The sequence below is a fragment of the Geoglobus acetivorans genome, assembly GCF_000789255.1.
GTDB classification, from domain to species: Archaea; Halobacteriota; Archaeoglobi; order Archaeoglobales; family Archaeoglobaceae; genus Geoglobus; species Geoglobus acetivorans_B.
Genome location: NZ_CP009552.1, coordinates 915,087 through 927,638 on the forward strand (window position 1 = coordinate 915,087; position 12,552 = coordinate 927,638).

18 protein-coding genes are annotated in these 12,552 nt (G+C 48.9%); 12 read left to right on the forward strand and 6 right to left on the reverse strand.

Annotation, left to right across the window (positions count from 1 at the left end; all coding sequences use genetic code 11):
• Positions 1-88: 88 nt before the first annotated feature.
• The 3 genes from glmS to glmU (GACE_RS05455) are packed head-to-tail and all read right to left on the reverse strand — an operon-like array spanning position 89 to position 4,256.
• On the reverse strand, positions 89-1,864 hold the full coding sequence (gene glmS / locus GACE_RS05445) for a glutamine--fructose-6-phosphate transaminase (isomerizing) (RefSeq protein ID WP_048091835.1): 1,776 nt from the start codon (positions 1,862-1,864) through the stop codon (positions 89-91).
• Complete coding sequence (gene glmU / locus GACE_RS05450; protein ID WP_048091836.1) at positions 1,865-3,037, reverse strand: bifunctional sugar-1-phosphate nucleotidylyltransferase/acetyltransferase; 1,173 nt, start codon at positions 3,035-3,037, stop codon at positions 1,865-1,867.
• A 10-nt stretch (positions 3,038-3,047) separates the two neighbouring features.
• The gene (gene glmU, locus GACE_RS05455; RefSeq protein WP_048091837.1) at positions 3,048-4,256 is read right to left on the reverse strand and encodes a bifunctional sugar-1-phosphate nucleotidylyltransferase/acetyltransferase; all 1,209 of its coding nucleotides are present in this window, start codon (positions 4,254-4,256) and stop codon (positions 3,048-3,050) included.
• A 94-nt stretch (positions 4,257-4,350) separates the two neighbouring features.
• Here glmU (GACE_RS05455) and GACE_RS05460 point away from each other — a divergent pair, with 94 nt between their 5' ends.
• From GACE_RS05460 to GACE_RS05515, 12 genes are all read left to right on the forward strand, one after another.
• Positions 4,351-4,623: a TIGR04076 family protein gene (locus GACE_RS05460; RefSeq protein WP_048091838.1), complete on the forward strand. Its 273-nt coding sequence runs from the start codon at positions 4,351-4,353 to the stop codon at positions 4,621-4,623.
• Positions 4,624-4,728: 105 nt separating this feature from the next.
• A complete protein-coding gene (locus GACE_RS05465) occupies positions 4,729-5,784 on the forward strand; it encodes a glucose-1-phosphate thymidylyltransferase (RefSeq protein WP_048091840.1) in 1,056 nt (351 codons plus the stop codon).
• Positions 5,785-5,793: 9 nt separating this feature from the next.
• Positions 5,794-6,795 (forward strand): dTDP-glucose 4,6-dehydratase, encoded by a 1,002-nt coding sequence (gene rfbB, locus GACE_RS05470; RefSeq protein WP_048091842.1) that lies wholly within the window; start codon positions 5,794-5,796, stop codon positions 6,793-6,795.
• A gap of 32 nt (positions 6,796-6,827) precedes the next feature.
• Positions 6,828-7,073: an AbrB/MazE/SpoVT family DNA-binding domain-containing protein gene (locus GACE_RS05475; RefSeq protein ID WP_048091843.1), complete on the forward strand. Its 246-nt coding sequence runs from the start codon at positions 6,828-6,830 to the stop codon at positions 7,071-7,073.
• Positions 7,060-7,476, forward strand: coding sequence for a type II toxin-antitoxin system VapC family toxin (locus GACE_RS05480; RefSeq protein ID WP_048091844.1), 417 nt, complete (start codon positions 7,060-7,062; stop codon positions 7,474-7,476). The genes GACE_RS05475 and GACE_RS05480 overlap by 14 nt, the downstream gene beginning before the upstream one ends.
• A 4-nt stretch (positions 7,477-7,480) precedes the next feature.
• On the forward strand, positions 7,481-8,350 hold the full coding sequence (rfbD, locus tag GACE_RS05485; RefSeq protein WP_048091846.1) for a dTDP-4-dehydrorhamnose reductase: 870 nt from the start codon (positions 7,481-7,483) through the stop codon (positions 8,348-8,350).
• Between the two features lie 9 nt (positions 8,351-8,359).
• Positions 8,360-8,560, forward strand: coding sequence for an antitoxin family protein (locus tag GACE_RS05490; protein ID WP_048093692.1), 201 nt, complete (start codon positions 8,360-8,362; stop codon positions 8,558-8,560).
• Positions 8,532-8,990 carry a type II toxin-antitoxin system VapC family toxin gene (locus tag GACE_RS11405; RefSeq protein ID WP_084063672.1) on the forward strand — a complete coding sequence of 153 codons (459 nt, stop codon included), beginning with the start codon at positions 8,532-8,534 and terminating at the stop codon, positions 8,988-8,990. The genes GACE_RS05490 and GACE_RS11405 overlap by 29 nt, the downstream gene beginning before the upstream one ends.
• Positions 8,990-9,487, forward strand: coding sequence for a dTDP-4-dehydrorhamnose 3,5-epimerase family protein (locus tag GACE_RS05500; protein ID WP_048091848.1), 498 nt, complete (start codon positions 8,990-8,992; stop codon positions 9,485-9,487). The genes GACE_RS11405 and GACE_RS05500 overlap by 1 nt, the downstream gene beginning before the upstream one ends.
• Before the next feature lie 116 nt (positions 9,488-9,603).
• Positions 9,604-11,133 carry a flippase gene (locus tag GACE_RS05505; protein ID WP_048093696.1) on the forward strand — a complete coding sequence of 510 codons (1,530 nt, stop codon included), beginning with the start codon at positions 9,604-9,606 and terminating at the stop codon, positions 11,131-11,133.
• A 70-nt stretch (positions 11,134-11,203) separates the two neighbouring features.
• Entirely contained in the window at positions 11,204-11,425 is a 222-nt protein-coding gene (locus tag GACE_RS05510) for a hypothetical protein (protein WP_048091850.1), read from the forward strand.
• The gene (locus GACE_RS05515; protein ID WP_048091851.1) at positions 11,376-11,654 is read left to right on the forward strand and encodes a type II toxin-antitoxin system RelE family toxin; all 279 of its coding nucleotides are present in this window, start codon (positions 11,376-11,378) and stop codon (positions 11,652-11,654) included. Before GACE_RS05510 ends, GACE_RS05515 begins: the two co-directional genes overlap by 50 nt.
• Before the next feature lie 159 nt (positions 11,655-11,813).
• On the opposite strand, the gene GACE_RS11410 is transcribed toward GACE_RS05515, so the two are convergent.
• The 3 genes from GACE_RS11410 to GACE_RS05525 are packed head-to-tail and all read right to left on the reverse strand — an operon-like array spanning position 11,814 to position 12,442.
• Complete coding sequence (locus GACE_RS11410; protein WP_158413814.1) at positions 11,814-11,990, reverse strand: PIN domain-containing protein; 177 nt, start codon at positions 11,988-11,990, stop codon at positions 11,814-11,816.
• On the reverse strand, positions 11,965-12,258 hold the full coding sequence (locus GACE_RS05520) for a PIN domain-containing protein (RefSeq protein WP_158413815.1): 294 nt from the start codon (positions 12,256-12,258) through the stop codon (positions 11,965-11,967). The genes GACE_RS11410 and GACE_RS05520 overlap by 26 nt, the downstream gene beginning before the upstream one ends.
• On the reverse strand, positions 12,230-12,442 hold the full coding sequence (locus GACE_RS05525; RefSeq protein WP_048093698.1) for a hypothetical protein: 213 nt from the start codon (positions 12,440-12,442) through the stop codon (positions 12,230-12,232). The genes GACE_RS05520 and GACE_RS05525 overlap by 29 nt, the downstream gene beginning before the upstream one ends.
• Positions 12,443-12,552 lie beyond the last annotated feature (110 nt).

Below are 12,552 nucleotides of genomic sequence, written 5' to 3' on the forward strand. Positions count from 1 at the left end.
CGGAACGAGAATTCTGCTCCCAGTGTGTTTTCCAATCAGCCATTCTCCCCCCCCGAATCCCAGTAGATTCAGAGATGTGCTGTGCCGCTCACTCCACCGTAACGCTCTTGGCAAGGTTTCTCGGCTTGTCGATCTCGCAGCCTCTCTTCCTTGCGGTGTGGTAGGCTAAGAGCTGGAGCGCAACGGAATGGGTTATTGCTGCGAATACATGCTCGGTTTTTGGAACTCGGATAACGAAGTCAACGTATTTCTCCACTTCCCGGTCGTCCTCATCTGCAACTGCAACAACAACCGATTCTCTTGCCTTAACCTCCTTGATGTTGTTGAGCATTATTTCATAGGTTTCATCAGGGATCAGCGAAGCTATGACCGGTGTTCTCTCTCCGAGCAGTGCAAAAGGTCCATGTTTTAGCTCACCGGCAGGATACGCCTCTGCGTGAATGTAGGATATCTCCTTCATCTTGAGTGCTCCTTCCATGGCGATTGGTACGCCGATGCCTCTCCCCACATACATCACATTCTCATAACCAGAAATTAGACTCGCAATCTGTTCGATTTCATCTTCCAGCTCCAGAACCTTTCTGACAAGCTCAGGCATTGCCCTCAGTTCGTCAATAAGTCTGTTAACCTCGCTTCCCGGCAATCTTGAGAGCTTCAAGGCAATCAGGTACAGAACAACAAGCTGGGCAATGAAAGACTTTGTTGCAGCAACGCTTATCTCCGGCCCAGCTCTCGTGTAGAGAACGTGGTCGGCAATTCTCGTGGCCGTGCTTCCGAGAACGTTCACAACCGCGAGGGTTCTCGCACCAAGCCTTTTCGCAATCCTCATCGCCTCAAGCGTGTCAGCAGTCTCTCCGGACTGCGTTATGGCTATGGCAAGAGCCCTGTGCATGGGTGGCTGGTGATATATGAACTCCGACGCGAACTCAACTCTGACCGGAATGCCTGTGAGCTTCTCGATCAGGTACCTGCCCACCAGGCTTGCATGGTATGATGTGCCGCAGGCAATGAACACAATCTCGGAGATCCCTGCTGAAAAGCTGGCATCTATTTCTATATCTTCTGAAAGGTACTCAAACAGCGTATCCTCGATAACTTTCGGGATTTCATGTATCTCTTTGAGCATGAAGTGCTCGTAACCACCTTTCTCCGCATCTTCTATGCTCCATGGAATTGTTTCAATCATTCTCTCAATTCTTGCTCCATTGTTCCACACTTCAAAGCCGTCTCTGCTCAGAACAACCATATCTCCGTCTTCAAGGTAAACTACCCGATTCGTGTAATCCAGAATGGCGGGCACGTCAGAGGCTATTATCCATTCCTCATCTCCAGCACCAAGCACAAGTGGGCTCTTGTATCTCACTGCCACAAGCTCATCTTTTTCAGCATGGAGAGCAACAATGGCATAGGACCCCCTCAGCCTTTCAACGGCCTTACCCACGGCCTCCTTCAAATCACCCTGATAGGATTCCTCAATAAGGTGTGCAATAACCTCCGTATCTGTTTCCGATTTGAATATGTGTCCTCTGCTTTCAAGCTCCTCTTTCAGCGATTGAAAGTTCGAGATTATCCCGTTGTGGACGACGGCAATTTTACCGCTGCAATCGGTATGAGGGTGGGCGTTTATTTCGGACGGTTTTCCGTGAGTTGCCCATCTGGTATGTCCTACGCCCAGATTTCCCCCTGCTATGCTGTACGAGCCAGCATCACCTATGGCCCCCACTTTCTTTATGACCCTTATTTCGTTATCATCCCTGACCGCTACACCCCATGAATCGTATCCCCTGTACTCAAGCCTCTTGAGAGCGGAAATTATAACCCCATCTGCCCTCCTGAATCCGAGATAGCCAACGATTCCGCACATTCACAACACCCTCGACTTATCGGGGAGTTTTCCGGAGAGAATCTTTAAAGGGGCGACTTCAACATCATTCCCCACAACCGTACCGGGCATTGCAGTTACCTTGGCACCCACCCTGCACCTCTCACCCATGAAGACCCCAGTTTCAATCCGCGTAACTGCACCATCCACCTCGACTGATGCTGCGTCTTTTACTGCGGTAAAGCCAGGCATAATTCTCGTCCCAGAATCCACCACAGAACCCCCAATTCTGCTACCGCTCCCGACTATAACGTTATCCCCGATAACACTGTTCTCTATAACGGAGAAGGGCTCAATTTTCGTGTTGTTCCCTATCGAGACCCCCGGACCAATTACAGCGTTAGGCCCAATTTCACAGTTTTCCCCTATTATGACAGGTCCTTTTATGTAAGAACCGCCCCGTAACACGCACCCCTTTTCCACAATCACATCTCCGACAATCGTTACGCCACTTTCAACCTTTCCCGAGATTTTTCTGCCCTTGAAAGTCAACGCATACTCATTGACAACGGGAATATCCCATGGATAAACAATATCCAGCCATACCCCTCTGCTCTCAACCGCCCTGAACACAACACCCTCCTCAATCATGGAGTTTATTACAGCTGTTAAATCCCTCTCATTCAAGATGTGATTGAAAATTGACGGGTCAAGATGATAAACGCCGGTGTTGGCGAGGTAGCTCACAGTTTCTGATGGTTTTTCAACTATTTCTGATACAGTCCCGTCGCCCCTCAATCTCAGGACTCCATACTTCGATACGCCCTCAATCACCTTGTAAACAATCGAATTTTTCTCATCAAGGGCACAGTTTATCGTTCTGGCGTCAATTATGTTATCTCCCGGAACAAGTAAAAACTCCCCATCAACAAATCCTTCCGCCTGCCTGAGGGCATGGGCTGTTCCGAGCTGCTGTTCCTGAAAGGCGTACTCGATTTTAACTCCAAATTTTTTCCCATCTCCAAAGTAGCTCATCACCCTGTCCTTCCTGTAGCCAACCACCATCACTATATCGTGAATGCCAGCATTTCTGAGGGCATCGACCACATACTGGAGGACAGGTCTGTTTCCAACTCTTATCATGACCTTGGGCTTTCCAGCCGTGAACGGCCTCAGCCTCTGCCCTTCCCCGGCCGCAAGAACAACCGCCTTCATAACACACCACCTAAAACACCCGGGAGTGCGGCTGGATGAATCCAGCAGCTACAGCCCCCGGACCGATAAAAACGTCATTACCAATCAGGCTGCCGACGTTTATCGAGGCATTTATGCCCGTTTTTACGTTATCACCTACGGCAGCTCCGAACTTCTTTCTGCCCGTATTCACGGGCTTTCCCTTCACGTTTACGGTGATCTCCCCCTCGTCAAGCCTGAGATTTGCGATCTTCGTTCCAGCCCCAAAGTTGCAGTTCTCCCCGATGACCGAGTCTCCGATGTAGTTGAGGTGGGGTATCTTGGTGTTGCTCATGATTATGGAGTTCTTTATTTCGACCGCGTTTCCAACGTGGCAGTTGTCACCTATGGACGTGTACGGCCTTATGTAGCAGTTTGGTCCGATCCTGCAGTTCCTTCCGATAATTACCGGCCCGACTATGTAACTGCCGGCCATGACGACGCTGCCCTCTCCAATAACCACGTTGCCCTTTATCACGGCCCCCTCCTCCACCTCACCCCTGATGTCCCTCTCGATTTCCGACAGCAGGATTTCGTTCGCCCTCAGCATGTCCCAGGGGTAGCCAACGTCAATCCACCTCTCGATGCGCACCGCCTTGAATTCAACTCCGTCCTGAACTGCCATCGTTATCGAGTCCGTGATCTCGTACTCTCCCCTGACGGAAAGGGGTGTTCTCCTGAGATAATCCACGATCTCCTTCTTGAAGACGTATATGCCAGCATTAATGAGGTTGGATTTCGGAACCTCCGGCTTTTCGATTATCTCTCTGACCACCCCATCCTCCACCGTAACCACTCCAAAGTCCTGCGGATTCTCGACCTCCCTCACGGCAATGGCCATCTCCTCTCTCAGGAGGTTTTTCAGGTCGTCCTCAAAAACGATCGCATCACCGTTCAGCATTACAAACCGATCCTCCAAGAGGTGTTCCGCAGATAAAAGCGCGTGAGCCGTGCCGAGCTGTTTTCTCTGCCTGACGTACCTTATTCTCACACCACTGAATTCCTCGCCTAAGTGCTCCCTCACCCTCTCCTCCCTGTATCCCACAACGAGTATAACCTCATCAACTCCTGCTCCAATCAGGTTCTCAACCACGTGCTGGAGAATCGGTTTGTTCGCAACGGGGAGCATGACCTTCGGTTTCGTGTACGTGAGGGGTCTCATTCTGGTTCCTTCACCTGCTGCAAGGATTACGGCCTGCACAGCTAACCTATCCGAGTTTGAAGGATAAAAAATTAACTGCAGGCAAATGTGCAGCGGGACAACATATAAATTACCGTTCTGCCGACCTGATGGTGTGAGGGTCAGAGTAAGGGCTGTAAGCGTTGAGGGCAGGTGTGCCGCCGGCTATAAATCAGGCGACGAGTTCTATCTGGAGAAGTTCCTGCTCGAGTCTGAAAAACCCGTTTGCATACACGCGATTCTTGCTGTAAGCCACGTTGCGTACGCGCTGGCCCACGGAATGGATGCTGATGCTTTCGGAAAAAAGGAAATCCACCTGTCCTGTCCAGACCCAGGAGAGCCGCACGGAGATGGAAGGGTCACCTTCAGGATAGAGGTGGTCGAATGATTGTAATCAAAATTGAACAAAATAATTCAAAAAGAGGTTTTAACAGATATTTAAAGGGAAAATTATTACTGCCTGCACGGTAAAAAATTAAAAAGGTGATGAACTATGAAGGCCCTAATCCTCTCAGGCGGACACGGCACACGCCTAAGACCCCTAACCTATTCTCAGCAGAAACAGCTTATTCCAGTTGCGAACAAGCCCGTGCTGTTCTATGCGATAGAGGACGTTATAGAGGCTGGAGTGGATGAGATAGGAATAATAACCGGCCCGAACAGGGAGCAGGTGATGGAGACTGTCAGATCTGCAGAGTGGGATGCAGAAATAACCTTCATCCATCAAGGTGATCCCAAGGGACTGGCCCACGCGATACTCGTTGCAGAGGAATTTTTAGGAGACGATGAGTTCGTGATGTACCTGGGAGACAACATACTGAGGGACGGGATTGTAGAACACGCTCAGAAATTCAGGGAGAACGATCCCGACTCGCTCATCCTCTTAACGGAGGTGGATGATCCAACGCGTTTTGGAGTTGCCGAGCTCGACGAGAATGGGAATGTTGTAAGACTGGTGGAGAAACCGAAGGTGCCTCCCTCAAACTTTGCCCTTGTGGGCATTTACTTCTTCAAGCCCGTCATACTCGAGGCGTGCAAGAGCATAAAGCCTTCGTGGCGAAACGAGCTCGAGATTACAGATGCGATACAGTGGCTCATAGAGAATGGTTATTCAGTTGAAGCCTCGATTGTCAGGGGTTGGTGGAAGGATACGGGAAAGCCGGAGGACATACTCGAGGCAAACAGGCTGATTCTTGACGACATCAGGGAGAGCATTTCCGGGGAAGTCGTTGATTCCGCGATAATTGGCAGGGTTGTTGTGGAAGATGGAGCGAAGGTCATGAATTCGACAATCAAGGGGCCGTGCATAATCGGCAGAAACGCGAGGATTGAGAACGCATACATCGGCCCCTACACGGCAGTGGGTAACGGCTGCATGGTCAGAGATACTGAGATTGAGGACAGCGTCGTTCTCGACGAGAGTGTCATTGAGAACGCTGGAAGAATAGTCGAAAGCCTGATAGGCAGGGGCGTGAGAATCAGGAAGGGCAATTCGAGGCCCTCCGGACACAGGTTCGTCATCGGAGACAATTCAGAACTGACTCTCTGAGGTGGAGGGATGAAGATACTGGTGACAGGAGGTCTGGGCTTCATAGGGAGCAACTTCGTAAGATATGCTCTGGACACGCACCGAGACGTGGAAGTCGTGAACGTGGACGCGATGAAGCACGGGTCTAACCCTGACAATCTAAGGGACATTGAAGAGAGTGACAGATACTCGTTTGTAAAGGGGGACATAGCAGATTACGAGCTTGTGAAGGATCTGGTCAGGGAAGTGGATGCAGTTGTCAACTTCGCAGCAGAGACTCACGTTGACAGGAGCATATCCTCGCCACACTCATTCCTGCAGAGCAACGTCGTGGGGGTTTTCACGATACTCGAGGCAGTCAGGAAGGAGAACCCTGACGCGAGGCTCGTCCACATTTCCACGGACGAGGTGTACGGGGACATACTGGAAGGTTCTTTCAGAGAAGAGGACAGGCTTAAGCCGTCCTCGCCATACTCTGCCAGCAAGGCCGCCGCAGACATGTTCGTTCTGTCTTACGTCAGAACCTACGGAATTGATGCGAGGATCACCAGATGTACAAACAACTACGGGCCATACCAGTTTCCGGAGAAGCTGATTCCGAAGACGATAATCCGGGCCGTTAAGGGGCTCAGAGTGCCAGTTTACGGGACGGGCCAGAACGTCAGGGACTGGCTTTACGTTGAGGACCACTGCAGGGCAATAGACCTCGTGATGAGGGAGGGCGAAAGAGGAGAGGTGTACAACATCTCGAGCGGAGAGGAGAGGACGAACATCGAGGTTGTGAGGACGATACTTGACATCCTGGGGAAGGGTGAGGATCAGATAGAGTTCGTTGAGGACAGGCCCGGGCACGACGTTAGATATAGCCTGGACTCCTCGAAGGTCAGGGAAGAGCTCGGCTGGAAACCGGAGCTGAGCTTCGAGGAGGGTATAAAGAGAACGGTGGAGTGGTACCTGCAGAACGGGTGGTGGTGGGAGCCCTTGGCTGACGATAGGGTTCTGCATCCAACGCCATGGAGGCTGGAGTGGTAACGGTTAAGTAATTCCACTGCAAAATTTTCACCATGGCATCTGATGTGGAAATAATCAAAGACCTGGACAAGCAGGGCCGGCTGGTATTGCCCAAAGAATGGAGGGAAAAGTACGCCAGGAGGGGGAAAGTAATTCTGAAGGTGGAGGATGATGAGATAATCATAAAACCTTACAGGTTGGCGGATCTGACCGAATTCTTCGACAAAATCGAGGTGGACATTCGGTCAGACTTATCCGACTGGAAGTCTGTCAGGAGGGAGCTGCGTGAGGTTCGTTGACGCCAGCGTTTTCGTCCACGCCTACCTCAGGCCGAAAAGAGAACTGAAACCCCACGAAATGAAGATAAAGGAATCTGCCAAGGAGATTGTCACGAGGATAAACGACGGTGAGGAGGTGGGCATGACCGTCGTTCAGATTACAGAGATAGCCAATCTCCTCGAGAGCTACCTGCCTCTCCGGGACGCTCTAAAGGTGGAGGAGTTTCTGCTTCTCGCAGGGAACGTTAAGGTGTTCGACGTCACGAGGAGGGACTGCCTCAAAGCCCTGGAAACAGCGAGAGAAGAGGGTGTGGGACTGAGCGATGCGGTAGCCTACGTGATAATGCGGAAAAACGGTGTGAACGAGATATACTCGTTCGACAGCGACTTTGACAGGCTTGACGTGAAGAGGGTTACGGAGTGATGTTATGAGGCTGTTCATCACGGGTGGGAGTGGTCTGCTGGGAAGCAGAATAGCCGAGATTGCCCTGGAGAGGGGGTATGAGGTTTACTCCGGATACAGCAGCCACAAACCCGAATCAGGTGAGCCGGTTAAACTGGACCTTGCAAGTCCAGAAAGCGCCGTAAAGGTTATCGGCGAGATAATGCCGGACGTCATCATTCACTCCGCAGCGCTCACGGATGTTGACAGATGCGAGGTTGAGAGGGAACTGGCATACAGAATAAACGTCGAGGGGTCGGATGTGATAGCGAGAGCTGCGAGGAGGAGCGGCGCGTTCCTCGTTTACGTCTCAACGGACTACGTGTTCGACGGGGAGCGGGGGATGTACAGGGAGAATGACGAGACCAATCCCGTGAATTACTACGGCCGCACAAAGCTGCTGGGGGAGGAGAGCTGCCGGGACTTCTGCATCGCGAGGACCTGCGTTATTTACGGGGCGAAACCGGCGAGCGGTAAGGTGAACTTCGCCCTGTGGCTGATGGATAAGCTTGAGAAGGGAGAGAGTGTTAGAGTGGTAACAGATCAGTTCATCACGCCCACACTCAACACAAACCTCGCCAGGATGATTCTGGAATGTGCAGAGAGAAGGCTCAGAGGGATCCTTCATCTGGCCGGAGCAACAAGGGTTTCGAGGTTCGAGTTTGCCAGGGAGATTGCAGAGGTGTTCGGTCTTGACGATAACCTGATAGCTCCCTCGAAGATGGATGAGATAAACTGGATTGCGAGAAGGCCGAGGGACTCTTCGCTCGACGTTTCGAAAGCTGAGGAGCAATTGAAAGAGAAACCTTATGGACTGAAAAAAGCTTTAAGAGTGTTGAAAGAAGAGATTGTTTAGGTGATTGAAATGCCGAAGGTCATTGAAGTTGTGTATGAGAATGGTGTGTTTAAACCTCTTGAAAAGGTTGATCTGAGAGAGGGAGAAAAGCTAAAAGTAGTAATTAGGAAGGGTGTAGGACATTTAATTGGAAAGTATGGTAAGGGGAAAGTAGATCTTCTGGTGTTGAGAGATGAAATCTATGACAGAAGAAGCCATATTCATCGATAGTTCCGTATTTTTGGCTTTCTTTATAGATGGGATAAACGTCTTTGAGAAGCTTGAGGAATATAAACTGCTGACATCCGCAAACGTAATTGAAGAAGTAACTTACGTTTTGATAAAAGAAAGTGCTAAAGATATAACTAAAATTGATAAACACTACGATCTACTGAACCACTTGAGAGAAAATCCAGATTTGGTATCAGAAATCTCTAAGGAGGTAATTTTAGACATAACAGACGTTTTAAATTTCTTTGATATAGTCGTTATACATCCAGTAAACCATTTCGCAATGTTCGAAATTATAAAATCCTACGGTCTACTACCAAACGATGCTTTGATAGCTGCGACGTGCAAGCATTACGGAGTAAAAAAGATTGCCACGTTTGACGGGGATTTTAAGAGGGTCGATTTTCTTGATGTGGTGGAGGTGGTATAATGCTCCCCGGCATAGTTATCAAACCCCTGAAGAGGTTTGCTGACGAGAGAGGTTTCTTCACCGAGATAATGCGCAGAGACTGGGACATTTTTGAGGACGAGATAGTACAGGCAAACATGTCCATCACCTACCCCGGAATAGTGAGGGCCTGGCACAGGCACGAGAGGGGGCAGGTGGACTACTTCGTCTGCGTCAGGGGTGCGATAAAGATCTGCGTTTACGATGAGGAAACGAAGGAGCTGAACGAGATAGTTTCAACTGGTGAAAATCCACAGATTGTGAGAGTTCCAGGACACTACTGGCACGGGTTCAAGGCTCTTGGCACTGAGCCGGCGATGCTGGTTTACTTCGTCAGCAGGCTCTACGACTACGGCAATCCGGACGAGGTGAGGAGGCCGTGGAACGATCCGGATGTGGTGCCTGAGGTTATCAACGGCAGGAGAGACGACCCGAGATGCGGGAAGCCCTGGGACTGGTTCTATCCACCGCATAAATAATCCATGAATTTTTATAAGCAAGGTCAGAGAGAGTGTGGCCTGAGTCCCGGTGGAACAGTCGGCGTGATGGTTTCTGGCCGATTTTAAAAACAGGCAAAGGTAACCCGGTGGATGACATGAGTGAGGTCAATCATGCTCTCCAGAGGATAGCGAGGGGAACAGGAATAGTATTTGCTGGAACGGTAATCTCGATGTTCTTTGGATTTCTGAGCAGAACACTAATAGCAAGGTACTTTTCGGTCGGAGAATACGGAGTTTACAATCTCGCCATAACTATTCTGAGCGTAGCCCTTGTAATTGTTACACTGGGATTTCCAAGTTCACTTCCGAGAGAGATTGCAGTTTACAGAGAAAAAGAGCCTTCGAAGGTTAAAACGCTAATTTCGACTGCACTTACGACGGTGGCGCTGACCAGTGCCGTCTGGACGATAGTACTGGTCCTCGGTGCAGAAGACCTTGCCAGGATTTTCAGTGACGAACGGCTGGTTTACGCTGTGGAAGTTACGGCACTTGCCCTTCCGTTTTCGGCCTTAACCGGGGTGATTATCTCAATCACCCAGGGATTCGGAAGAGTAAGAGAAAAAGTGTATTTCCAGAACATAGTCTATCCCGTATTCTGGCTGGTATTCGTTTTACTGATTGTCGCCCTTGACCTGCATTTCTCCACAATATTCTGGGCCTACGTTTTGGCCCAATCCATAACATTTTTCCTCCTGTTTTTTGAAGTCATCAGAACCGAAATCTTCGGAATCGGCCCGTATTTGAATCGAAATATCGGGAAAGAGCTCATTAAATTCTCGGTTCCCCTCATGCTTACGGGCATTGCGGGTTTCGTCATGACGTGGATGGACACTTTAATGCTCGGTTATTACAAAAGCTCCGAAATAGTGGGGCTGTACAGCGCCGCAACGCCGCTCGCCAGATTGCTCCCGATATTTCTCAACTCAGCGGCGTTCCTCTACCCATCCATCATCTCCAGATTGTACGCTCACGAAAAGCTGACCGAGATGAAAAGAGCGTACCAAGTTCTCACAAAGTGGATTTTTCTGCTGACACTGCCATTATTCAGCATAATGATGCTGTTTCCAGCAGCCACAATAGCCTTCTTCTTCGGGCCCAATTACATTTCAGCCAGCCAGGCGCTTCAAATTCTGGCATTGGGATTCATGTTCCACACGTTCTTGGGACTGAACGGGCTGAGCTTGGTCGTCATCGGGGAGAGCAGGTTTATAATGGTCTCAAGCATCCTCTCTTCGATCCTCAACCTCATGCTGAACGCACTTCTGATACCAGTTTACGGCATGTCAGGAGCAGCAACAGCCACCGCCGTATCCTACATAGCCGGTAACGTTTTAGTTTCAATTAAACTCTACAGAGAAACTAAAATCCACCCATTCAGCCGGAATTACGTGAAACCCCTGACAATTAGCTTTTTGCTGCTGGGATTGATCCAGAGCCTTCACCTGGAAGTGCCAAACGTATGGCATGCGATCCCCATACTGGTCATGTTCATCACACTTTACGGATTTTTAGTCCTCCTGAGCAAGAGTGTTGATAGAGAGGACGTCGAGCTGCTACTGGCAATAGAGAAGAGGCTGGGAATCGACTTGGGAGCAATAAAGAAAATATTGAGGAAGTTTGTTTAGATCTTCGCATTTTTGATCATGAATTGCTTTGACGGTAAGTTTTTATTTTGCTAAGAGAATTTGTAAAGTGATGAGCGACGTGATTGAAGTTTTGAAGAGAATAGAGGACAAACTTGATGAAATGGACAAAAGACTCAGGAGGATCGAAGAAGAGTTTTTTGATGAATTGAGTGAAGAGGAGCTGAGAGAGCTTGAAGAAGACTTAAAAGCATATAAAGAGGGGAAACTGGAGTTGACAGACTTTGAAGAGATCGAAAGAGAACTTCAGGGTCAGGCTGAGTCCAAAAGCTAAGAAATTTCTGAATAAACTACCCAAGAACGACAGGGAGAGAATTCTGTCCGTTCTTGGAGCTTTAAGAGAAAATCCCTTTTCTCTCAATATCAGAAAACTTGAGGGGACGGAATTTCACAGGGTTCGGGCTGGAAGAATCTACAGAATCATTATCCACATCGACTGGGAGAACAGAATCGTGGTGGTTTTCAAAATAGACAAAAGAGAAAAGGTTTACGATCGATTGTGACTTACAGCGACTATCGCATTATATCCTGCCTTTTAGTTTCAGGTTTCTTATAGCTTTTTTGAGGTTTTCGTCTTCTCTCTTTTCCCGGTAGTAGCTTTGAGATACCTATTTCGGCCGACACCTTGAAAACCCTGAACCCGGTTCAGAGATCATAATTTATTAAAGCCTTCTCAGAAAACCAAAGTATCTGTTAACAAAATTCACAACATCCTCTGTATTCAGAACAGTAATCTCCTCTATGCCTTTCAGCCTTCTGTCGTTGCTCCAGAGTGGAAATCCCGCTTTCAATGCAAGTGCTATAAAATCCGCATCATCCGGATCGGGAGAGATTTTCAAGAGCGAGAGGAATGAATTCTGCATAAAAGCTATCTTCAACAAACACAACATGCTTTCTGAGGATGGAGATCAGCTTCTCAAAGTCTTCATTCTCAATTTTTGCTTTCCTTACAACCACATCTCTGTGCTTTTTGAGTTCTTCTATCGAAAATTCAGGGCTTATCAGATTTCCAGATAAGAGAAAAATCAGTTCTCTTGTTCTGGTTGACTTTCCGAAAAATGAAAAGAGGACGTTTGTGTTAACCACCAGAGATATACTTCCTCTCAAAATGTTCTCCCCTGCCCTTCTTTGTCCTTCTTCCAAGCTCCAAGGCATCCTCCTCTGTGAGCTCTGAGCTCTTCGGCACCTCGTTTACCCATCTGAGCTCACTCAACCTGCTGGCTATTGTCTCTGCAATGAGCTTAGCAAGCTCTTCACTCACGTTCTGCGGAACCTTAATCCTGATTTCCATGGGATTCACCCTTTTTACATAATTTACACACTACCATATTTTAAATCTTCTGCCACATCAGCATGGACAGGCGCTCTGAGAATGTTCAGGAATTTTTTCTCCATTTACTT